Raw genomic sequence first — 22,959 nt, forward strand, 5'->3', positions numbered from 1 at the left:
TCACCTCTGTGAGTACGTGCTCAACCGTCTCCCAGGAGCTCGACGAGCCCATTTCCGGGACCGCGGCCACGGCGAGGACCTGGCTACTGCTGGAGCAGCCCGGTCCCTGGGGTGCCAAGGCGCTCACTTCGAGCCACCTGGACCCCGCGCTGGGCCGTGCCCTGGAGGCAGCCGCCAAGGGGACGGACGTACGCGTCGCACTGATCCGCCGCCCCGGGCGGCACGCCGACAGCGGCACGCCCACCACGCGTCACGTGTACGCCGCCCACACCCTGCCCGGGAACGCATGGCTGCACTCCGCCACCACCTGCGACCCGCGGCAGCTGCTCGACCTCGACTTCGCCGCGCTCGGCAGGGGCGACCACAGCAGCTTCGACACGGCGCTCGACGGGCGGCCCCACACCGGCGAGCCGCTCGCCCTCGTCTGCACCAACGGCAAGCGCGACCGCTGCTGCGCACTCCTCGGCCGCCCGCTCGCCGCCGAGCTCGCCGCGTCCGGCGTCGAGGGCACCTGGGAAGTCACCCATCTGGGTGGTCATCGCTTCTCACCGACGCTGCTCGTGCTGCCCTACGGATACGCCTACGGCCGCGCCGAGGCCCATGCCGTCAAGCAGGTCCTGCACAGCGTCCAGGAGGGGCGGATCGTCGTGGAGGGGTGCCGCGGGAACTCGGCCTGGGAGCGACCCGGCCAGGCGGCCGAGCTGGCCGTGCGCACGGCCACGGGCGAGCACGCGGCGGACGCCCTCGCCGTCGTCCGCACGGAGGGCGTCGCACCGCGCTGGGAGGTGACCGTCGCCCACTCCGACGGACGGAGCTGGCGGGTCGTCGTGGCCCAGGGCGCGTCCCTGCCGCCCCGCGCGGAGAGCTGTGGGGCGTCGGTGCTCGGCTCGCCCGCGCGGATGGACGTGATCGCGGTGCGCGAGCTGACGGCGACGACGGCGCTCGCAAGCTGAAGGCGCACCCAGCGGTTCACCGAGGCCCTCCGGTTCACCGAGGCCCTCCGGCAACACGTCTCATCCATGCGTCTCACATATTGATCAAGTAATCCACGCCACACCCCCTGCAGCAGCCGAGGCACACCCACGTACCGTCATGGGTATGAGCCGCACTCCCCCCGCCCGCCGCCTGCGCCTCGGCCTGCCCCGGCGCGTGTTCTCGCAGGTGCTGCTGATGCAGCTGGCGATCGCCGCGGGAGTCGCGGTGCTCGCGACCGGACTGTTCCTCGCCCCCCTCAGCAACCAGCTGGACGACCAGGCTATGCGCCGGGCGCTGGCGATCGCGCAGACCACAGCCGCCGAACCGCGGATCGCCGAAGAGGTCAAGAACACGCCTCCGACGGCCGACGGGCCCGTCCAGAGGGCGGCGGAGCGGATCCGCGAGTCCACCAAGGCCGAGTACGTCGTGATCATGGACTGGCGAGGCGTGCGCTGGTCGCACCCCACCCCCGACCAGGTCGGCAGGATCGTGTCGACCGACCCCGGCCAGGCCCTCGCCGGCAAGGAGGTCATGGAGATCGACAGCGGCACCCTGGGCCGCTCCGCCCGCGGCAAGGTACCGCTGCGCGACAGCGACGGCGACATCGTCGGCGCGGTCTCGGTCGGCATCGCGTACGACAGTGTGCGGGCGCGGCTGATCCACGCGATCCCGGGGCTGTTCGCGTACGCCGGCGGCGCCCTGGCCGTCGGTGCCCTGGCCGCCTGGCTGATCTCCCGCCGGGTCCATCGCCAGACCCGGGACCTGGCCTTCTCGGACATCTCGGGGCTGCTCGCGGAGCGCGAGGCCATGCTGCACGGCATCCGGGAAGGCGTCGTGGCCCTGGACCGCACCGGTCGCATCCGCCTGCTCAACGACGAGGCGCAGCGCCTGCTGGGCATCGGGGACGAGGCCGTCGGCCGCTCCCCCGACGAGGCGCTCGGCCAAGGCCGTACCGCCGACGTCCTCGCGGGCCGGGTGACGGGCACCGACCTGCTCACCGTGCGCGGCCAGCGCGTGCTGGTCACCAACCGCATGCCCACCGACGACGGCGGCGCGGTCGCCACTCTGCGCGACCGCACCGAACTGGAGCAGCTGGGCCGGGAACTCGACTCCACGCAGGGACTGATCGACGCCCTGCGTGCCCAGGACCACGAGCACGCCAACCGCATGCACACGCTCCTCGGACTGCTCGAACTGGAGATGTACGACGACGCCGTGGAGTTCGTCGGCGAGGTCGTCGGCGATCACCGCGCCACCGCCGAACAGGTCACCGAGAAGATCCTGGACCCCTTGCTTGCCGCCCTGCTGGTCGGCAAGGCGACCGTCGCGGCCGAGCGCGGAGTCGCCCTGTGGGTCTCGGACCGGACCCGGCTGCCGGACCGGCTGGTTGACCCCGGTGGGCTGGTCACGATCCTCGGCAACCTGGTGGACAACGCCCTGGACGCCGTCGCGGGCACAGCGCACGCGCGCGTGGAGGTCGAACTGCGTGCGGAGGGGCGCACCGCGGTTCTCAGGGTGCGGGACACGGGCCCCGGAATCCCGGTGGAGCACCGCGAGCTGGTCTTCACCGAGGGCTGGTCCACGAAGAAGCCGCCGGCCCATCGCAACCGCGGCATCGGGCTCTCCCTGGTGCGCAGGCTCGCCGAGCGCCAAGGTGGCAGCGCCACGGTCGGCGAGGCGGGCGGCGGGGGCGCGGAGTTCACGGTCGTCCTGCCCGACGCCCTGGCCGAACCGGAACCGGCCCTCACCGCGCCGCAGGCACAGCCGTCCGCCATCGAGGAGGAGTCGCGATGATCGAGGTCCTGGTCGTGGACGACGACATCCGGGTGGCACGGGTCAACGCCGCCTACGTCGAGAAGGTCCCGGGCTTCCATGTGGCCGGCGAGGCACACAGCGCGGCGGAGGCGCTGCTCCAGCTGGAGGCGCTGCCCCACGTGGACCTGGTCCTCCTGGACCACTACCTGCCCGACGAGACGGGCCTCACGGTCGTCCAGGAGATGCGCCGACTCGGCCACCAGACCGACGTGATCATGGTGACGGCGGCGCGGGACGTCTCCACGGTGCAGGCCGCGATGCGGCAGGGCGCGCTGCAGTACCTGGTCAAGCCGTTCGCCTTCGCGGGCCTGCGCGCCAAACTGGAGGCGTACGCGCAGCTGCGCCGCACCCTCGACAGCGGCGGCGAGGCGGAGCAGGCCGAGGTGGACCGCATCTTCGGCGCCCTGTCCACACCGTCGGAGCCCGAACTCCCCAAAGGCCACTCCCCCACTACCGCGGAGCTCGTCCGCCGCTCCCTGATGAACGCCGAAGGCCCTCTGTCGGCTCAGGAGATCGCCGAACGCACCGGTGTGAGCCGCCAGACCGCCCAGCGCTACCTGAAGCTCCTGGAGCGCACGGGACGGGCCAGACTCACCCTCAAGTACGGCGACGCGGGCCGCCCGGAACACCGTTACGTGTGGGCGACCCGCACCTGAGGGCACGACCGCTGGGGCCGCCCCTGTACGCAGGTGAGGCCGATGCGTACGACGGTGAAGACGCCGCCCCTCCGCCCCTTACACGGCCCCCGCTCCGGTCAGGGACCGCACCTCGGTCTCCGCATGCTTGGCCTCGTCGGGCAGTTCCGCCGAGGTGACCGTGCCGAGCCAGCCCGCGACGAAGCCCAGCGGGATCGAGACGAGACCGGGGTTCTGCAGCGGGAAGTACTGGAAATCGACGCCGGGGAACAGTGATTCGGGGCTGCCCGACACCACCGGCGACAGCACCACGAGCACGACGGCCGGGATCAGCCCGCCGTAGACGGCGCACACGGCGCCGCGGGTGGTGAAGCCCCGCCAGAACAGCGAGTAGAGCAGCACCGGCAGATTGGCTGATGCGGCGACGGCGAAGGCGAGTCCCACGAGGAACGCCACGTTCAGGTCGCGCGCCAGCAGACCGAGGGCGATCGCGATCACCCCGATGCCGACGGCAGCGGCGCGGGCGACGGCCACTTCGCTGCGCGGCTTGACGTGCGGGCGCCGCAGTGAGGCGTACAGGTCGTGGGCGACGGACGCGGAGGAGGCGAGCGTGATCCCGGCGACCACGGCGAGAATCGTGGCGAAGGCGACGGCGGCGACGATCGCAAAGAGAACCGTTCCTCCCGTGGAGTCCGCGCCGCCGCCCAGGTCGAGTGCCAGCAGTGGAACAGCCGTGTTCCCGGCCGCGTTCGATCCCCGAACCGCCTCCGGCCCCACGATCGCCGCCGCGCCGAACCCGAGGACGATCGTCATCAGGTAGAAGCCGCCGATGAGGCCGATCGACCACACGACCGAACGCCGGGCAGCGCGCGCGGTGGGCACGGTGTAGAAGCGGGACAGGATGTGCGGCAGCCCGGCCGTGCCCAGCACCAGCGCGAGTCCCAGGCTGATGAAGTCGAAGCGGGCGGTCCAGTCCCCGCCGTACTTCAGACCGGGTGCCAGGAACGAGTCACCGTGACCGCTGCGCTCCGCAGCCGTGAGCAGCAGCTGGTCGAAGTCGCCGTGGAACCTGAGCAGGACGAGCACGGTCAGCGTGACGGTGCCCCCGAGCAGCAGTACCGCCTTCACGATCTGGATCCAGGTCGTGGCTCGCATCCCTCCCAACGACACATAGATCACCATGAGCGCGCCGACCCCGATGACCGTCCAGGTCTGCGCCACCTCGCTGGTGCCCCCGAGCAGCAGCGCGACCAGACTGCCCGCTCCCACCATCTGCGCCACCAGATACAGAACGGACACCGTGACCGAGGAGGTTCCCGCCGCGATCCGCACGGGCCGCTCCCTCATCCGCGCCGCGACCACGTCGGCGAGCGTGAACCTCCCGCAGTTGCGCACCAGTTCGGCGACGAGGAACAGCACCACGAGCCAGGCCACGAGGAATCCCACCGAGTACAGCAGTCCGTCATAGCCGTAAAGGGCGATGAGTCCGGAGATACCGAGGAAGGAGGCGGCCGACATGTAGTCACCCGCGATGGCAAAACCATTCTCCATCGGAGAGAAGAGCCGGCCCCCCGCGTAGAACTCCTCCGCCGAACCGTGCCGGTGACGGCTCACCCATGTCGTGATCCCCAGCGTGACGGCGACGAACACACTGAACAGCAGCAACGCCAGTGTCTGATGGTCCCCCGTCACGACACACCGCCCCGGATGCCGCGCGTCAGTTCCTGGGTGTCCCACCGCAGTTCGAGCGCGGCCCGGTCCCGGCGCAGCCGCGCATGCCGCGCGTACGCCCAGGTGAACAGGAAGGTCGTAAGGAACTGCCCCAGCCCAGCCAGCATCGCCACGTTCACGGCGCCCGCCACGGGGCGCGCCATCAGCCCGGGCGCCGTCGTCGCGGTCACGACGTAGGCGACGTACCAGACGAAGAACACGACGACCGCGGGCACCACGAACCTCCGGTACCGGCTACGCACCTCCTGGAAGGCCGCGCTGCGCTGCACCTCCAGGTACACCTCGGCCGCGGCAACAGCCGGGGCCTCGTGCTCCTGCCGCACCCCAGACACCGCCGGCACGGGCGCGCCGACACCACCCGACTCGCCCCAGCCGGAGGCCAGCGCGTCGTACCAGGGGTCGTCGTACCTCACCTGTCCGCGCCCCTCGGCCTGCGCCTGATCATGACCGTCGTGGTTGTCGACCGAACTCTCGGCACCACCGCCGCCTCCGCGGGGGCGACCGTTGCTTGGCTGCATGCCCAAGGATGGACAGAACCGGAAGGTCCCCGACTCTTCTTCCCGGCGCTCTTCACCCCATCAGGTGACTCACCCCCTCGGCGGCCGTACAAGCCCTTTCCCGTACGCATAACGCACCGCCTGCGCACGGTCCTTGAGTCCCGTCTTGGCGAAGAGGTTGTTGATGTGGGTCTTCACCGTCGCCGTGGAGACGTGCAACCGACGGGCGATCTCCTGATTGCCGAGGCCCTCGGCAATCAGGACCAGCACCTCGGTCTCCCGCACGGTGAGCCCGTCCGGCGCCCCGGCGGGCGCCGCCGATGCCGGCTCGGGTTCCGACAACCTCTCCAGGAGCCGTCGCTGGATGCTCGGCGACAACCCCGCGTCCCCGGACAGCACACTCTGCACGGCCCGCACGATCTCGTCACCCCCCGCGTCCTTGGTCAGATAGCCACGCGCTCCCGCTCGCAGCGCCGGGAACAGCGACTCGTCGTCCGCGTAGGTCGTGAGCACCACGACCTGTGTCCCGGGATACTCGGCCCGGATACGGCGGGTCGCCTCCACCCCGTCGCAGCGGGGCATGCGCAGATCCATCAGCACCACGTCCGGGGCGAGTTCGGCCACGAGCTTCACGGCCTCGTCTCCGTCCCCCGCGGCTCCGACGACGTCGATTCCGGGCAGCAGCCCCAACAACATCACGATGCCCTCACGGACCACGGTCTGGTCGTCCACGACCACCACCCGCGCCGCCTTCTCCCCCGCTCCCTCCGTCATACAGGCACCTGCAACGTCACCACGAACCCCTCCTTGTCCGGCCCCGCGTCCAGCGAACCGCCCAGCAGTTCGGCACGCTCCCGCATTCCCAGAAGACCGTACCCGGCACCACTCTCGCCGAGTTCACCCGGCGAACCGCCCGAGTCCCGCACGACCAGCGTCACTTGCTGCTCGCCGTACTCCAGCCTCACCTGCACCTTCGCCCCCGACGCATGCTTGCGTACGTTGGTCAGGGCCTCCTGCGCGACCCTGCGCACAGCCTGCGACGCCTCGGCCGGCAGTGGCCTGCGCTCACCCGAAATGGTGGCTGCGGCACCGGCGGCCTCACCGACGAGCTGGGTCAGGAAGTCCTCCAGCGGAGTCAGCTCACCACGCAGCGCCGACAGCGCCTGCCGGGTCTCGGCGAGTCCGTCGCGGGCCATTCCCCGGGCCGCCACCACCCGCTCGAGGATCTGCTCCCGGTCTGCCCCTCCCTCGATCAGCAGCCGGGCCGCCTCCAGGTGCACGAGCTGCGCCGAGAGACTGTGGGCCAGCACGTCATGGATCTCCCGTGCAATGCGCGCCCGCTCCGCAAGGGCCGCCGACTCCGCCTCCGCCGCCCGCGCGGCACGCTCCTGGGCGAGCAGCCGCTGGGCGTTGCCGCGGGCCTCGGCGTCCAGCCGCAGGACATATCCGGCGAGGGCGAGCCCCGCTGTCGTGGCCGCGGTGGTCAACCAGGGGTCGTCATTGACCGCGGCGTACGAAGTGAGGGCGACCGCGGTCACCGGCAGGGCGGCCATGAGGGGCAGCCGCTCCAGTGCGGTGACGGCACACCCGCACCACAGGACGAGGGCGGGAACCCTGAAGTCGGCGGTCTGGGCGACCACCGCAATCCCCAGGAGCACGGTGGTGAGAGCCAGGGAGGGCCAGAGCCGGTGCGCCAGGGTGGTGCGGTAGAGGGCCCAGGCCACGAACGCGGCCAACAGGACGGCCCCCGCGGCCCCGAGCGCCTGCCAGCCGTGCACCTGGCTGCCAGTGAAGACGCCCCACAGGAGCATGCCCAGCACCAGGGCACGCACCACCCACCCGAGCAGGCGCCGGGGGCCCGAGGTCCCGCCACGCCCGAGTGCCTCTCGGGAGGGCCAGCGTGTCCAGGCGTTCTCCGTCACACACGTTCCTTCCACGCCGGCGCGGACATGCGGTCACCGTACGCCGTGCCGAACTCGACAGTCGGGCGCAGGGACTGGGCCCGCCAGGCGAGGATCCCGGAGCGGACCAGAAGCGTGGCCGCCAGGGCGAGCAGCAGGGCGGAGGAGTCCTGATGGATGCCGAGCGCCGCGCCGAGCGCGAAGAGGCCGACCCGCAGTCCGATACCGACGGCCCAGACCGCTCCGCTCGCCTTGGTGCTCTTGCTCCACACCGCGCCGCCCGGCTCCACCCATATTCGGGTGGTCCAGGCCCAGCCGGCTCCGATGGCGAGGCCCGTGAACAACTCGGCGACGAGCAGGACGACCGATGCCGTGTGGTGATGCGCGTCCACTATCCGCGGCTCGCGGAACGCTACAACGGCCAGGACCGCCGGCAGGAGCCACCAGCGCCTTTTGGTGTCGATCCGGCCGGGGCGGAACTGCCGGACGACCACCAGGACGACCACGGCCACGATCATCAACGCGTCGACGAGCCCAGGCATCAGAGCCTCCGTAGCGAGGAAAGGCGAGACGGCAGCGAGCACCGCCGACGCCTTCGACGCTACGCAAATGCGCAGGCCGGCAGATCGGAGCAGGGGTGGATCATGGGTGGATCCCCGACCACCGCGGGCCTCCACCCACGGGTGGAGACACCCTCGGTGCATCCGCTGGACTCGCCAGACAGCGAGTTCGCACCACGCATCAGACCCGCACAGACACCGGACTCGCACACACATCGGACCCGCGCACACGCCGACTTCGCACCACACATCGGCCCCGCGCCCGCGCCGGTTTCGCACCACACATCGCACCCGCGCACACGCCGGACTCGCACACACGCCGGGCTCGCGCGTCCGCTGCAAGCCGACGCGAACGGCACCGCCGTGCGCACCCTCCCGCCGCGACCGGCACCGCCGTGCAGGCCGTCCCGCCGCAGCCGCAAACACCCGGCGCCCATGCCGCACGCCTCGACGCGCCCAACCCGGACACAGCCCCGGCCTTGCACCTCACGCCCGCCCTGCCCTGCCCCGACTACCCGCCCCTGGGCCCGGCCCATCTCACCGGCCCGAGCCCAGCGCAGCGGCTACGCGTCGATGCGCGACCGGTCCAACGTCGCCGCCGAGTTGGAGATGAACTCCTTGCGCGGCGCCACGTCGTTGCCCATCAACAGGTCGAAGACCTGCTCGGCGGAGTCCAGGTCGGAGAGGTTGATCCGGCGCAGGGTCCGGTGGCGCGGGTCCATGGTGGTCTCGGCCAGCTGGTCGGCATCCATCTCGCCGAGGCCCTTGTACCGCTGGATGGAGTCCTTGTACCGGACCCCCTTGCTCTGGAACTCCAGGAGCTTGTCCCGCAGCTCACGGTCCGAGTACGTGTAGACGTATTTGTCCTGGCCCTTCTTCGGCTGGATGAGCTCGACGCGGTGCAGCGGCGGCACCGCGGCGAACACCCGACCCGCCTCGACCATGGGTCGCATGTAACGGTGGAACAGCGTCAGGAGGAGAGTCCGGATGTGGGAGCCGTCCACATCGGCGTCGGTCATCATGATGATCTTGCCGTAACGGGCCGCGTCGATGTCGAACGTCCGGCCCGAACCGGCTCCTATGACCTGGATGATCGCGCCGCACTCGGCGTTCTTGAGCATGTCCGTCACGGATGACTTCTGGACGTTGAGGATCTTGCCACGGATCGGCAGCAGCGCCTGGAACTCGGAGTTCCGGGCGAGCTTGGCGGTGCCGAGCGCGGAGTCTCCCTCGACGATGAACAGCTCGCTGCGCTCCACGTCGTCACTGCGGCAGTCGGCGAGCTTGGCGGGCAGCGACGAGGACTCCAGGGCCGTCTTGCGGCGCTGTGCGTCCTTGTGCTGACGTGCGGCGATCCGCGTACGGGCGGCGGCGACGGCCTTCTCCATGACGACGCGGGCCTGGGCCGCCGCGTCCCGCTTCGTGGAGGTGAGGAACGCCTTGAGCTCACGGGAGATCACGGTGTTCACGATGCGGCGGGCCGCCGAGGTACCGAGGACCTCCTTGGTCTGCCCCTCGAACTGCGGCTCCGCGAGACGGACCGTGACGACCGCGGTGAGGCCCTCCAGGGCGTCGTCCTTGACGATGTCGTCCTCAGCGACGCGCAGCAGCTTCTTGGTGCGGAGCACCTCGTTCATCGTCTTGGCGACGGCCTGCTCGAAGCCCGCGACATGGGTGCCGCCCTTGGGGGTGGCGATGATGTTGACGAACGACTTCAGGGTCGTGTCGTAGCCGGTCCCCCAGCGCAGTGCGACATCCACGCCGAGCTCACGGGTGACCTCGGTGGGCGTCATCTGACCGTGGTCGTCCAGGACGGGGACGGTCTCCTTGAAGCTGCCCTGACCGGAGAAGCGGAGGACGTCGCAGACCGGCTTGTCGGTGGCCAGGTACTCGCAGAACTCGCTGATACCCCCGTCGAAGCGGAAGGACTCCTCGCCCTTGCTGCCTCCCTCGCCCAGACCGTACTCGTCGCGGACGACGATGGTCAGGCCGGGGACCAGGAAGGCGGTCTGGCGGGCGCGCTGATGCAGGTGCTCAAGGGAGAGCTTGGCGTCCTTGAGAAAGATCTGGCGGTCGGCCCAGTACCGCACACGCGTGCCGGTACGGGTCCTGGGGATCTTTTTGGCCTTGCGCAGGCCACCCGCCTCGAACTTGGCATCCGGACCCGTAGCGGCGAAGGCTCCGGGCACACCACGCCGGAAGCTGATGGCGTGGGTGTGGCCGCTACGGTCGACCTCGACGTCCAGCCGCGCGGACAGGGCGTTCACCACGGAGGCACCGACGCCGTGCAGACCGCCGGACGCGGCGTACGAGCCGCCGCCGAACTTGCCGCCGGCGTGCAACTTGGTCATGACGACCTCGACACCGGAGAGGCCGGTCTTGGGCTCGACATCGACCGGGATGCCGCGGCCGTTGTCACGGACCTCCACCGAGCCGTCGTCGTGGAGGATCACCTCGATGTGATCACAGTAGCCCCCGAGGGCCTCGTCGACAGAGTTGTCGATGATCTCCCACAGGCAGTGCATCAGGCCCCGACTGTCGGTCGAGCCGATATACATTCCCGGGCGCTTGCGCACGGCCTCGAGCCCCTCGAGGACGAGCAGGTGCCGCGCGGTGTAGTTGGAACCGTCCCGGTCTGCTCCTGCCAGCAGAGCTGTGGACGGCACGGACGTCTCGGCGGTCACGCGGTTCGCTCCTCGCTGAATTTCAGGTGGGGCCCTTCTGGGTAAGGGCGCGGCTTGGGTTGCCGCTCAGAGGGTACCGAGGCCTGGTAGAGCCGATGTAACGCCACCCTCGTATGAACTCACACTAGTCCAGGGTCGCATGCATGTTCGATCCCTCGATGGAGTGAAGTACATATCACGTTCCCTTCCAGGCATGAACCATTTAGGCTCCGGGCACGTCCTCATGAACAACCGGCAACCCAGCCGGGAGGACCGACACCGACCGACAGCGCGAACCCGTACGCATCGAAGACACGCAATACGGCACATTCGCCGCCAACCGGCAGCAGACAGCCGCCTCGGAGAGATTTTTCGAGGAAAAGCCCCGAGCGGGAACGTTTTCGGGCTGGTTGGATGTTGACCCTGGTACGACAGCTCGTCGAGCTAGAGAAGAGGCGACGTGACTACTGTTCTGACCCCCGCGAGCCCGCTGACGGCCGCTGACCGCTGCGACCGCTGCGGCGCCCAGGCGTACGTGCGCGTCGTTCTGCTCAGCGGCGGAGAACTGCTCTTCTGCGCCCACCATGGTCGCAAGTTCGAGCCGGAACTCAAGAAGATCGCCGCTGAGATACAGGACGAGACGGAGCGACTCACGGCCGCTCCTGCATCCGCCTCCGAAGAAGAGCGCTGACACTCGCGTCCACGACGAGCCAGCACCGGCACAGGCCGGCCAAGGGCGGCTGCCCCTGCTCCCAGGGGCAGCCGCCCTTGCTCGTGCCCAGCGCGGCCCTCAGCCGCCGTCAGACACCCGTACGCGGCACTCCGGCCCCGCCACGCCAGTCCAGCGCCCGCATGACGTCGGAGACGCGCGTGTAGACACCGGGGCTGCCCGCACGACCGCAGCCGCTCCCCCAGGACACCAGCCCGATCAGCTCCCCCTGGGCGACCAGCGGCCCGCCGCTGTCTCCCTGGCAGGCGTCGGGCCCGCCCTCCGCCTCCCCGGCGCACAGCATGGCGTCGGCGACGTACCTACCGTCGGCACTGCCCGGATACGCCTCCTCGCACAGAGCGTCCGGGAGGACACGTACTCGTGCCGCCCACAGGCTGTGCGCATAATCACCGGCGCCCGTGACGTCACCCCAGCCGTACACCATGGCACTCGCCCCCGGTCCGTATGCCGGATCATCGGCAGCCGCCATCTTGACGACCGAGTCCTGTGACAGCGGCTCGGCGAGACTGAGCACGGCAAAGTCCCCCGCGTTGCTCGCCTGGTCGTAGTCCGGGTTCACCCAGGTGTCCCGTACGCGGATCTCGCGGCCCTGGTCCGAGCGAAGGTCCGTTCGGCCCGCGATCACCTTGAGGTCACCGATGCGGTCCGGCGGGGCGCCCAGGACGTCCTCGCCCAGACAATGGGCCGCGGTGAGCACGGTGGTCCGGCCGACCGCCACACCGCCACAGAACTGTCCTGCCCGCGTACCCCCGAACCGGTCACGGCTGGCCAACGCCACCGTCCACGGACTCTCGGACACGTCGACGGGGAAGCCGCCGACGACGATGCTGTCGGCGGCCACGGGGGCGGCGGACACCAGTGGTATGGCTGCCGCCGCGGCCGCCAGAACCAGCGGCCGGGCCAGCGCCCGGGCAATGCGACACCGCATGCCTGCTCCTCACTCCGGGGTGTTGATCGGACACCCAGAGTCATGCAGAGCATCGTGGCCCGCAGCACGAAGGCCCGGATCCCTCTCGGTGATCCGGGCCTTCGATGTCTTACAGCCGCGACCTAGTCGAGGTAGTCGCGCAGCACCTGCGAACGCGACGGGTGGCGCAGTTTCGACATGGTCTTGGACTCGATCTGGCGGATGCGCTCGCGCGTGACGCCGTACACCTTGCCGATCTCGTCGAGGGTCTTCGGCTGACCGTCGGTGAGACCGAAGCGCATCGAGACGACGCCCGCCTCGCGCTCGGACAGGGTGTCGAGGACGGAGTGCAGCTGCTCCTGCAGGAGCGTGAAGCTGACCGCGTCGGCCGGGACCACGGCCTCGGAGTCCTCGATGAGGTCACCGAACTCGCTGTCGCCGTCCTCGCCCAGCGGGGTGTGCAGCGAGATGGGCTCACGGCCGTACTTCTGGACCTCGATGACCTTCTCGGGGGTCATGTCGAGTTCCTTGGCCAGCTCCTCCGGGGTGGGCTCGCGGCCCAAGTCCTGGAGCATCTGGCGCTGCACGCGCGCGAGCTTGTTGATGACCTCGACCATGTGCACCGGGATACGGATGGTGCGGGCCTGGTCGGCCATCGCGCGGGTGATCGCCTGACGGATCCACCAGGTGGCGTACGTGGAGAACTTGTAGCCCTTGGTGTAGTCGAACTTCTCCACCGCGCGGATGAGACCGAGGTTGCCCTCCTGGATGAGGTCCAGGAAGAGCATGCCGCGGCCGGTGTAGCGCTTGGCCAGGGAGACCACCAGACGGAGGTTGGCCTCCAGGAGGTGGTTCTTGGCCCGGCGGCCGTCCTCGGCGATGATCTCCAGCTCGCGCTTGAGCTTCGGAGCGAGCTTGTCGGCGTTGGCCAGCTTGTCCTCGGCGAACAGACCGGCCTCGATGCGCTTGGCGAGTTCGACCTCCTGCTCGGCATTGAGCAGCGGGACCTTGCCGATCTGCTTGAGGTAGTCCTTGACGGGGTCGGCGGTGGCACCGGCGACGGCGACCTGCTGGGCGGGCGCGTCGTCCTCGTCATCGTCGGAGAGGACGAAGCCCTTGTTCTCGGCTCCCTCCTCTTCCTCTTCGCCGGGCTTGACGTCCTCGAGGACCTCGTCCTCGACGGCCTCGGCGTCGTCCTTGCCGGCGGTCGTCTTCTTGGCCGCCGTCTTCTTCGTGGCGACGGTCTTCTTCGCGGCCGCCTTCTTGGCAGTCGTCGCCTTCTTGGCGGCGGCCTTCTTCGCGGGCGCCTCGTCCTCGACGACGGGCTCGACGGCGGGTGCCGCCGGCGTGGCGGTGGCGGTGGCCTTCTTGGTGGTCACCGTCTTCGCCGCGACCGTCTTGGTGGCGGTGCGCTTGGCCGGACTCTTCGCTGCGACGCTCTTTCGGGTGCGCTTGGGCTCCGCGGCACTGACCATCAGCGTCACACCCTCTTCCTCGAGGATCTGGTTGAGGCTGCGCAGTACGTTCTTCCACTGAGTGGCCGGAATCTGGTCAGCTTCGAAGGCCCGACGCACGTCATCGCCGGCGATCTGCCCCTCAGCCTTTCCCCGCTCAATGAGCGCCATGACAGAGACGGACTCGGCGATCTCCGGCGGGAGCGTACGGGATGTGCTGGCCGACACGAACAACCTCTCGGAACGTTGGAAAACGGCTTCCGGCCCCGTCCACGGCGGACAGGAGCCGACCACCGGCCTTGGAGATGGGCCGACGGCGCGGGCGGGGGCCGGGAAGATGCACAGCGCCTTTGACGGCGTCCGTATTCCCTCCGCGGCTGTCACCTCTTAGGTCATCGCGCTGTCTCCACGAGTGTTACGCCCAATCTGCGTGGCCCGAGTCACACCCCGTAAGCTCTCAAAAACGGTCAGACACGGGCAGAGGAGGTCAGTCGCAGCCTCGACCTGGGCACTCCGGCGGGCTCAAGGCCACGTCGCGCCGTCGGACCCCGCAGAATCCCCTGAGGATCCTGCGGGGTCCGACGGGGGGCGGTTCGCCGGCCGGGCGATGCCATAGGAGGGGGAAGGCACCGCCGACCGCGCCGCCCGCGGTGCCCGGTCAGTGCTCCCGCGGGGCGGGCACCACGCGCTCCACCTCGGGATGGACGGTGAGAAGTTGGCGCATGGCCGTCTCGGCCGCGGTGCCGTCGCCGGTCGCGAGGGCGTCGGCGATCCGGCCGTGATGCGCCAGCGAGGTCTCGTTCGGGCGGTCACAGCCGGTGACCGGGCTGCCCGAGACCTGAAGGGCGGCCGACACGATCCCGGAAAGGTGCTCCAGCATGCGGTTGCCCGCGAGCTGAATGAGCAGGGAGTGGAACTCGGCGTCGGCGCGGGAGAAGGTGAGCGCGTCGCCCTGACCCATGGCATGGCCCATGATATCGACCATGTCGGCGAGCCGCTGCTGGACGCCCTCGCGCCCGTGCCCGGCGGCGAGGCGGGCGGCGAGCGGCTCGATCGTCCAGCGCAGTTCGCTCAGCTCGCGGCGCTGGTCGTCGCGCTGCGGGCCGAAGGCCCTCCACTCGATGATGTCCGGATCGAGGAGGTTCCAGTCGCTGACGGGGCGCACGCGCGTGCCCACGTTCGGGCGGGCACTGACCAGGCCCTTGGCCTCCAGTACACGGAGGGACTCACGGACGACGGTGCGGGAGACCTCGAATCGCTGGCCGATCTCCTCGGGCACCAGCGGGCGGTCGGCGCCCAGGTCGCCGGAGACGATCATCTGGCCAAGCTGCTGAACGAGTTGGCCGTGCAGCCCGCGCCCGCGGTTGCCTGCGGCGCGTCGGCCCACGCGGCCCAGCTCCTGGTCCGCGCCGTCCCAGGAGGGGGCGCCGACGCGGTCGGCGGCCGGCGGCTCGGCGTAGGGGTAGCGGTCGAGTTCGCCCGGGCCGGCGAGACCGGAGTCTGCGGAGCGGGCGGCGGTCATCATGGTGTGCGCAAGGGTACTCACGGATCCTTTGTCGGCGCCGTCTCCAACTCCCTTGAGGTCTTTGGTGAAAAGCACACGAAAGGGTGATCGCTCACCCCGTCGCAATTGACGCCTTATCGGAAAGAAATGGGCTTTCCCCGGGGAGTTGTGCGCAGGGCGGAACGGTAAGGGCCCGGACGGTCGTCATCGGACCCTGCTACGCAGGGTCGTGAGCAGATATGCGCAGAGCAGCGCGGTCAGCGACAACGTGAGCGCTCCGCCGACAGGTTGGACGAGGACACGTACGACCGCCAACAGATAGCGCTCTCCGCCGAAGGGCCATTGCAGCAGGAACACCTCACGCAGCCGCGCGGGGAATCCGGCCGCCGCCCGTACGGACGCCCCCTCCAAGGCCTTGTGTACGAGAGGTACGACGAGAACCGGGACGGCGACCACCGCAGCAAGTCCGGCCGTGGTGGACCGGAAGATTCCCGCGGCCAGCACACCGGCCCACGCACACCCGACCACGAGCCCGATCCAACTGGCGCCCATCGACAACCAGTCGGCCGGAACTTCCGTGAGCTCCCGTCCGTAGACGAGGTAGAGCACTTCGGCGTCGCAGCCCACCGTGAGGAAGGCCAGCAGCAAAGCGGTGGCCGCGGCGACCAGGAGTTTCGCGGCGAGCAGCCCCAGCCGACGGGGGACCGTGCCGCGGTCCGCCGCCAGGGCGGGGTGGCGGAACTCGTCACCGAAGGCGAGCGCCCCGAGCAGCCCTGCGCCGAGCGCCGCGGGCGGCAGCGGGAGTTCCCGCGGCCATGCGGCCAGCAGACGTGGCTGCGGGGTGTGTCCGACACGTGCCAGGACTACGGCGGTGAGTGCGGAGGTGACAAGGACCGTGGCGCCGGTGAGGAACCCGGTCCCGACCCCGGCGGCGCGACGCAGTTCGTAGCGCAGCGGCCGCAAAGGGCTGGGCGCGGGACGGACCGAGATGGGGGGCGGGAGGGGGGACAGTGGATCGATGGCTTTGAGAGCTTCGGCGGAGCGAGCAGTGGTTTGAGGGCGCTCTTCTCCGTCGCCCCCACTGGTGTGCGCTCCCGCTGGACCCGACACCTGCGGCAGGCCTGATTCCCGCTCCACACCGTCCGGCTCGGTCCCGCCGGACACGTGGGACTCGTCCGAGGGAGCCGACACTGCGCCCGGACCCATGTCCCCGATCTCGTCGGCGAGTTGATGGACGAGGACGCCGTGCCGGAAGGCTGTCTCGCCGACGTCGGCACATGTACTGCCGTACACGGACAGACGATTCCCGCCCTCCCGCACGACTTCGACGGAGCGTTGGGCGGTGCGGGCCTCCTTGGCGAGCAAGGCCGCGAGGCGGGCGGCGTGAGGGCTGCGCACGGCGACCCGGGGGCGCAGCCGGGTGCGAGCGAACTCGGCGGCCTCCTGGTCGGCGACGAGTCTGCCCGCGTCGAGCGTGACCACCCGGTCGGCGGCGCGCGCCGCCTCCTTGGGGTCGGCCGTGGTGAACAGGACCGTGCCCCCCTGAGCGGCGTGCGCCCGTAGCGTGCCGTACAGCCACTGGCTCTCGCGGGCGGAGAGGCCGTCGGCGGGGTCGTCGAGCAGGAGGGTGTGTGGGTCGGACAGCAGGGCGCAGGCCAGTCCGAGACGGCGGTCCATGCCACGCGAGAGGGTGCCGAGCCGTTCGTCCCGTAGGCTGACGAGGCCGACCACCTCGAGGACTTCGTCGGCACGCCGGACCGGGACGCCCGCCGCGGCGCACAGCATGCGCAGGTGACCGCGCACGGTGCGGGCGGGATGGCCCGGCACGTCCCCCAGGAGCACGCCGACTTCGCGCGAGGGGTGCGCGATGCGGTGCAGGGGGCGGCCTCTGAAGTAGGTGATGCCGCGGCCCTGTTGGAGTTCGAGCATCAGCCTGAGCGACGTCGTCTTGCCCGCGCCCGCCGCTCCGAGGAGCGCGGTGACACAGCCCGCGCGCGCTTCGAAGGAGACGTCGTCGACTACGGGCGGAAGATCCTTGTGGGAGTTGCTGGTCAGTCCGAGGGCCTGGATCACCCGTAGCAAGATAGCGCGCTATGTCCGGTTTTTCAGGCACCGCAAGGCCCGCTCCACAGTCGGCCGGTGGTCCGCCGACGGCCCCTTTTCGGATCCCTGTTCGCTGTTCGGAACAGAGGCCGGTTCGCGGTTCAGTCACGGCCCGCCGGCCGTCGCTCCGCTCCTCGGTGTCACACCTCGGGGCGCAGCATCGGAGGGTTGAGCAGGGTGGCGCCGCCTGCGCGGAAGAGCTGGGCGGGACGGCCGCCCTGGCGGGTCGTCGTCCCGCCGGTGGGGACGAGGAAGCCGGGGGTGCCCGTCACCTTGCGGTGGAAATTGCGGGGGTCGAGCGCGACGCCCCACACCGCCTCGTAGACGCGGCGCAGCTCGCCGACGGTGAACTCGGGCGGGCAGAAGGCGGTGGCCAGCGACGAGTACTCGATCTTGGAGCGGGCGCGCTCCACGCCGTCCGCCAAGATCTGGGCATGGTCGAAGGCAAGCGGCGCAACCGGTTCGCCGTCACGACCGTAACCACCCTGCTGCAGCAGTTCCTCCACAGGCGCCCAGCGTGCATTGCTGGCGTCGCCACCCGCACGGGGAGCCGGCAGATCGGGGGCGAGGGCGAGGTGGGCAACGCTGACCACGCGCATCCGGGGATCGCGCTTGGGGTCGCCGTAGGTCGCGAGCTGTTCCAGATGTGCGCCGTTGTCCTGCACGGGGACGGCCGGGTCGTGCGCGCGCAGCCCGGTCTCCTCGGCCAGCTCTCGAGCCGCGGCCTGGGCCAGATCCTCGTCGGCCCGTACGAAGCCGCCGGGAAGCGCCCAGCGCCCCTGAAACGGCGGCTCACCCCTGCGTACCGCCAACGCACACAGGGCATGGCGACGCACGGTCAGCACGACCAGGTCCACGGTGACGGCGAAGGGCGGAAAGGCTGACGGGTCGTAGGGCATGCGGCGATCATAGTCGTCTGCTTGACGATAAACACTCCCTTCGTCGGCCGCATCGGCGGCTGGTCCGCTTCGGTCCGGCCGGCATTCAGGAGGTGCTCCCACCTCTCGTCCGCCGGCATGTCGTACGAGGTCACACTCCCAGTTGGAGTCCGTCAGCCGCCTCTTCGACCATGGCGAGGCCGAGCCGACTGACGCGCACGGAGAACGGAGCACCAGCGACGCGCAGCCCGGTCAGACTGATCTCCCCGAGGGGTGCGCTGCGCATCGGGCGCAGCGTGACTGTCCCGGCTGGGGCATCTGGGCGGATCCCCGCGAGGGTGGTCAGCAGCAGGACCCCGGCGGCCGCAGCCGTCGCCGAGGGGCGGCAGGCCGCCGGATGGGGAAGCGGCGCGCTCCCGTCGGTACGCTGCTCCCCCGCGTACATCTCGGGGAGCCGGTGACCGAAGGTCTCGGCCGCCGCCAGTACGCCCCGCAGCAGCGAACCGGCCTCCTTCTCGTAGCCGGCCGTGGCCAGGCCCGCGACGGCGACCGCCGTCTCGTGGACCCGTACAGCACCGGCGCGATGGCCGAAGGGGTTGTATCCGGCCTCTTTCGCGCCCAGCCCCCGAAGGCCCCAGCCGGAGTCCATGGCCGGGCTCCCGAACAGTCTGGCGAGTTGTTCGGTCTGTACCCGATCGAGCAACCCAGGTGCCTGCTCGCCCCCGCTCAGCAGCCCGGTGTCGAGCAGGTGGACGGCTGTGGCAGCGAGCTGCGGAACGATGCGACCGTCCGGGCCACGGGCGGTCGCCGGCCGGCCACCACCGCGGTCCTCGATCCAGAAGTCCGCACGAAACGCCGCACGCTGCTCCCGGGACCACTGCCGCAGCTCGGTGGCGCCCGGCCTGCCGCACGCTTCGAGAAGCTCGGCACCGAGCAGGGCCGCGCGGTGGGCATGGGCCTGTGTCTCGCAGCGGACGGGCCCGTCTGGCTGCGGGTCGCACAGATATGTACCGTCCCCCACGGTTCTCCGCAGCCAGGCCAGACACCGCTCGGCCGTCGGCAGTAGCTCCTCCGTCTCATGTCGGGGAAGCCCCCACCTCCTGGCTTCCGCGAGGAGGACCGGGAAGAGCAGAGTCGCTTCCGTGCCCGTGCAACCGGGCGGCAGATGCACCCCCGCGTCCCGTCTCGGCCCTGGGATCATGCCGGACTGCGCCCCGGCACCCGAGAGTTGGGAACGCGCGAGGGTACGCAGGGTGCCCGCCGCGAGCCCGGTACCGAGTGGCAGTGTCATCCGGGCCGCGGCGAGCGCCTCGGCCGGTGCCATCCCGCAGCGCCAAGGCGCTCCTGCCGCCAGGTGCGTGTCCGTGGGGTGCGCCGGGTCGCGCAGCAGCAGGGCCTGGAGGTCCTCGATACCGGTGTGCAGCAGAGCCCTGACTCCGGAGTGGTCGCCTGTCGCCCGTGCGGAAGCCAGCGGGCTCGTCGCCGCGCGCCCCACGGACCTGACGGGTCCCGCACCGTCCGGCCGTACCCGCAGTTCCACGCTCGCCGTGCCGCCCGGGGGCAGTTGGAACTCCCAGCGCAGCAATCCTGCTGAGGCCAGGGCATCGGTGGGTGGTGGGTCGGCCGTGACCGATACGCTCCCGTCCTCGCAGGACCAGCGCAGGCCGGAGTCGTGGACGCTGGCGGGCAGTTCGGGCCCCGCCCGTCCGGACGCGATCGCGCCCAGGTCGGCCAGGTCGGTGCCGAGGGCCACCTCCATGGGCAGACGGAGCGGGCGGGGGGCCGCGCTGTGGAGCGTGATGCGCTCCGTGCCGTCCGCGTGACGCGTGCGTTCGACCACGACGTCCGGGTCCGGACCGGTGCCGGGGGAGGCTCGCAGGGTCCCCACGAAGCGTACGTGGTCCGCTGCCTTCGTCCGGGCCTGTACCGCGACCGGTTCGCGACCGGCGACACGAACCTGGCAGCGGGAGAGCACGCGCCGGCCTGCGCGATAGAAACCCTCCAGCCCGTGACCGGTCAGCTGTCCCTGATCCGAGGAGATGGCGAGACCCGGGAGCGCGACGCAGATGAGAGCGGTGTGGGCCGGCGGCAGGTCGGCAGAGCGGCGAGGGGGCGGCAGCGGGCTCGGGTGCGGCAGGTGGTGCCGTGGAGTGGGCGAAGTCGAGCGATGCGGGTGGGTGACGGTCGGGGGTGGGGACCAGTGCTGGGCTGGTGGCGGAGCGGGGCGTTGCGGCTGGGCCGTAGGCCGGGGCGGGTTCTGCTCCGCGGGTGCGGATGAGCGCCGCTCCGGAACCGCTCCTGGAGACGGCCCCCGGTTGGCCTGCCCCGCCGGCGGAGAGGGACGCCCCGAATCCAGACGCGGGTCGTCCCCCATCACCCATGCGACGCGCTCGGCGTCGCTCGGGACCGTCGGCTCGTACGTGTTCAAGGGCGCCACCTGCGCCGCTGGGCCGACGCCGCCCCGGGGCGGGGCGGAACTGCCGAGGACAGAGCTGTCGCCGGCGGCGGAGGGCGGAGTCGGCTGATGCAAGGCGGGGCTTCCTCTGCGCTCTGTGCGCCTGGGTCGTGTCGGCGCCGGGTACGGGGCTCCTGAGGGACAAGGGCGGTACGACGGCACCCGTCCTGGCGTTCCGCCACTCAGGTGAACGTGACGGACCTCTTCAGGGTCACGCCCACCGCCACGGAAGCCGACCAAATGGCGGCGGGGGCGAAGAGAGCAGACCCCGCGACGGCAGAACATCAGCCCAGTTACTCCCCCGTCTCCCATGCGGCCTCGCCCCGTTCCGCCGTGCCCGAGCCCTCCCCGAGCCGGCTCGCTCGCCACCCGGCGGCGGAGGGCGTGCCACACCCGCGTGCCGCCCTCGCACAGCCGAACGGCGAGGCCATGGAGTCGACCGCCGTCCCCTCTCCGGCGGTCACTCACGCCTCCCCCTCGGCTTCATCGCCTCCGGGGCGGGCGCCGCGCCGATGCGTGCCCTCCTGGCCCGTGGGGCGCGGGTGCGGATTCTGCCTCCCCGACGGCCGTGGACGTGTACTGCCTGTCCGCGGAGCACCAGGACGCGTAGCACTCTTCGTCCGCTTGCGGGCGTGGGATCCATCCGTCCCCGAGGGGCGCCCTCCGGCGCCCGCGGGGTGAGGGCCGCCGGGCCGCGTCCGCCGACGGCGATGGGAGGCCTCCGCACCCGCTCCGCCGGCCCCCGACCCGTTCTGCGACGCCGGAGGTTCCCCGGCACCGGTCACGTGCTGCAGCGTCGAAGTTCCACCAATACCGGTGATGTCCCCCGGCGTCGGCGCCACCATTTCCCGCCGCGTCGAGGATTCGGCTCCCCTCTCGCTGGCCCCTCCTCCGACTCCCCCGGCTCCCCCGGCTCCCGCCGCCGCACGCGCCATGCGCGCCTCGCGTTCCGCGCGCAGACAGCGGCGGATGGACTCAGGGTCCAGGCCCTCGTTGCAGGCCTGGTGCAGGAGGCGGGCGAAGAGGTAATCGGGATCAGCACCCAGGGCCATGGCCATGGCTTCCCGGGCCTCGATGTCGTCACCGGCCGACCAGGCGACCCACCCGACGAGGGTGAGCGGGGCAGCCGCATGCTCGCCGTACGGCCCGACACAACGGCGGGCCAAGGCTCGCCAGAGACGCAGCGCCGGGCCGGCCTCGTGGCCCTCCATCCATTCGGCCGCACGATCGCGGGTCGCGCGGTCCTGCAGGCCGAGGATCAGGAGGGCCGCTTCCTCGTGTCCGAGCAGTTCGTCGTCACGCAGGTCCGCCTGGAGCCTGCCGGAGACGGGCGGCGCTTCGGCGAACCGTGCCACGACCCGCTCGGCGAGCGCCATCGTCTCCTCGGCCACGTCTGCCCGGTTCGCCTCGTCGAGCATCCTGGGGATCTGCGCCATGCTCGTGGTGTCCAGGGCGACCTCCTGCTCCAGTGCGGCAGCGGTCTCCCAGGGCAGCAGCCTGCCCCGCAACTCGCCCAGCGTGCCGCGCACTTGAAGCCCCGCGTAGGTCGCTGCGGCGGCCAGCACGGAGGTGCCGGGCAGCCCCATCGGCAGCCCTCCGGGGGGACAGCATCCCTCGCTCGGGCAGCAGTACGACCAGAAACGGCCGTCTGAGATACACAGCGCCTCGATGACGGGCACGTCGAGTCGGCCGCACTCAGTGCGCAGCAACCCGGCGAGCCGGGCCAGCCGTCCCATGACCTGCTGCCCCGTCTCGCCCTTGCCCGGTTCCTGGCAGAGGTAGGCCACCATCTGCTCGGGCTTGGCACCCCTGCGCTCGCTGCCCGTGATCAGGCCGTGGGCCAACTGCCGGGCCGCGGACTCCCAGTCGTCACCGCTCGCCGGAATGCCGAGCCGGGCACGTCCACCGAACCGGCCGCGACCGCCTCGGTCGTGCAGGGCGACCAGGACGATGCTGTCCTCGGGGCGGTACCCGAGCAGGTACGGCAGCGCGTCGGCCAGTTCCGCCGGCGTACGCAGGGTGACCTGATGGTCGCCTCCGTGAGCGTCGTACGTCACGCACTCGACGTGCTCACCGGCTGCGTCAGCGAGCCGCCCGCCGTCCACGCCAGGGGCTTCATGCCGCTCATATCCGTCTGAGCCATCAATGTTG

17 protein-coding genes are annotated in these 22,959 nt (G+C 70.8%); 4 read left to right on the forward strand and 13 right to left on the reverse strand.

Annotation, left to right across the window (positions count from 1 at the left end; translation table 11 throughout):
- Window positions 1-8: 8 nt before the first annotated feature.
- The 3 genes from ADK57_RS10820 (at window position 9) to ADK57_RS10830 (ending at window position 3,446) form a co-directional block, all read left to right on the forward strand.
- Window positions 9-953 (forward strand): sucrase ferredoxin, encoded by a 945-nt coding sequence (locus ADK57_RS10820; protein WP_053749181.1) that lies wholly within the window; start codon window positions 9-11, stop codon window positions 951-953.
- Window positions 954-1,098: 145 nt separating this feature from the next.
- Window positions 1,099-2,769 carry an ATP-binding protein gene (locus ADK57_RS10825; protein ID WP_053749182.1) on the forward strand — a complete coding sequence of 557 codons (1,671 nt, stop codon included), beginning with the start codon at window positions 1,099-1,101 and terminating at the stop codon, window positions 2,767-2,769.
- Complete coding sequence (locus tag ADK57_RS10830; protein WP_053749183.1) at window positions 2,766-3,446, forward strand: response regulator; 681 nt, start codon at window positions 2,766-2,768, stop codon at window positions 3,444-3,446. Before ADK57_RS10825 ends, ADK57_RS10830 begins: the two co-directional genes overlap by 4 nt.
- Before the next feature lie 78 nt (window positions 3,447-3,524).
- On the opposite strand, the gene ADK57_RS10835 is transcribed toward ADK57_RS10830, so the two are convergent.
- From ADK57_RS10835 to ADK57_RS10860, 6 genes are all read right to left on the reverse strand, one after another.
- Entirely contained in the window at window positions 3,525-5,117 is a 1,593-nt protein-coding gene (locus ADK57_RS10835; protein ID WP_053749184.1) for a cation acetate symporter, read from the reverse strand.
- Complete coding sequence (locus ADK57_RS10840) at window positions 5,114-5,674, reverse strand: DUF485 domain-containing protein (RefSeq protein WP_078973058.1); 561 nt, start codon at window positions 5,672-5,674, stop codon at window positions 5,114-5,116. Before ADK57_RS10840 ends, ADK57_RS10835 begins: the two co-directional genes overlap by 4 nt.
- A 69-nt stretch (window positions 5,675-5,743) precedes the next feature.
- Entirely contained in the window at window positions 5,744-6,427 is a 684-nt protein-coding gene (locus ADK57_RS10845) for a response regulator transcription factor (RefSeq protein WP_053749186.1), read from the reverse strand.
- Complete coding sequence (locus ADK57_RS10850) at window positions 6,424-7,575, reverse strand: sensor histidine kinase (RefSeq protein ID WP_053749187.1); 1,152 nt, start codon at window positions 7,573-7,575, stop codon at window positions 6,424-6,426. The genes ADK57_RS10845 and ADK57_RS10850 overlap by 4 nt, the downstream gene beginning before the upstream one ends.
- Window positions 7,572-8,096, reverse strand: a complete 525-nt coding sequence (locus tag ADK57_RS10855) for a DUF1453 family protein (protein ID WP_053749188.1) — start codon at window positions 8,094-8,096, stop codon at window positions 7,572-7,574. The genes ADK57_RS10850 and ADK57_RS10855 overlap by 4 nt, the downstream gene beginning before the upstream one ends.
- A gap of 581 nt (window positions 8,097-8,677) precedes the next feature.
- Window positions 8,678-10,798: a DNA gyrase/topoisomerase IV subunit B gene (locus tag ADK57_RS10860; protein WP_053749189.1), complete on the reverse strand. Its 2,121-nt coding sequence runs from the start codon at window positions 10,796-10,798 to the stop codon at window positions 8,678-8,680.
- 439 nt (window positions 10,799-11,237) lie between these two features.
- Between ADK57_RS10860 and ADK57_RS10865 the strand changes: the two genes are divergently transcribed.
- The gene (locus tag ADK57_RS10865) at window positions 11,238-11,468 is read left to right on the forward strand and encodes a DUF7455 domain-containing protein (protein ID WP_053749190.1); all 231 of its coding nucleotides are present in this window, start codon (window positions 11,238-11,240) and stop codon (window positions 11,466-11,468) included.
- A gap of 109 nt (window positions 11,469-11,577) precedes the next feature.
- Here the strand turns inward: ADK57_RS10865 and ADK57_RS10870 are convergent, their stop codons facing one another.
- The 7 genes from ADK57_RS10870 to ADK57_RS10900 form a co-directional block, all read right to left on the reverse strand.
- Window positions 11,578-12,435, reverse strand: a complete 858-nt coding sequence (locus ADK57_RS10870) for a serine protease (protein WP_053749191.1) — start codon at window positions 12,433-12,435, stop codon at window positions 11,578-11,580.
- 122 nt (window positions 12,436-12,557) lie between these two features.
- A complete protein-coding gene (locus tag ADK57_RS10875) occupies window positions 12,558-14,096 on the reverse strand; it encodes an RNA polymerase sigma factor (RefSeq protein WP_053749240.1) in 1,539 nt (512 codons plus the stop codon).
- Window positions 14,097-14,526: 430 nt separating this feature from the next.
- A complete protein-coding gene (locus ADK57_RS10880; protein ID WP_078973059.1) occupies window positions 14,527-15,414 on the reverse strand; it encodes a FadR/GntR family transcriptional regulator in 888 nt (295 codons plus the stop codon).
- Between the two features lie 162 nt (window positions 15,415-15,576).
- Complete coding sequence (locus ADK57_RS10885; RefSeq protein WP_053749193.1) at window positions 15,577-17,445, reverse strand: ATP-binding cassette domain-containing protein; 1,869 nt, start codon at window positions 17,443-17,445, stop codon at window positions 15,577-15,579.
- 170 nt (window positions 17,446-17,615) lie between these two features.
- Window positions 17,616-18,374, reverse strand: coding sequence for an NUDIX hydrolase (locus ADK57_RS10890; RefSeq protein ID WP_030038954.1), 759 nt, complete (start codon window positions 18,372-18,374; stop codon window positions 17,616-17,618).
- Between the two features lie 130 nt (window positions 18,375-18,504).
- Window positions 18,505-20,727 (reverse strand): glycogen debranching N-terminal domain-containing protein, encoded by a 2,223-nt coding sequence (locus ADK57_RS10895; RefSeq protein ID WP_234390122.1) that lies wholly within the window; start codon window positions 20,725-20,727, stop codon window positions 18,505-18,507.
- A gap of 545 nt (window positions 20,728-21,272) precedes the next feature.
- Window positions 21,273-22,865: a DUF4192 domain-containing protein gene (locus tag ADK57_RS10900; protein WP_234390114.1), complete on the reverse strand. Its 1,593-nt coding sequence runs from the start codon at window positions 22,863-22,865 to the stop codon at window positions 21,273-21,275.
- Window positions 22,866-22,959: the final 94 nt, after the last annotated feature.

The sequence above is a fragment of the Streptomyces sp. MMG1533 genome, from assembly GCF_001279775.1.
GTDB lineage: Bacteria > Actinomycetota > Actinomycetes > Streptomycetales > Streptomycetaceae > Streptomyces.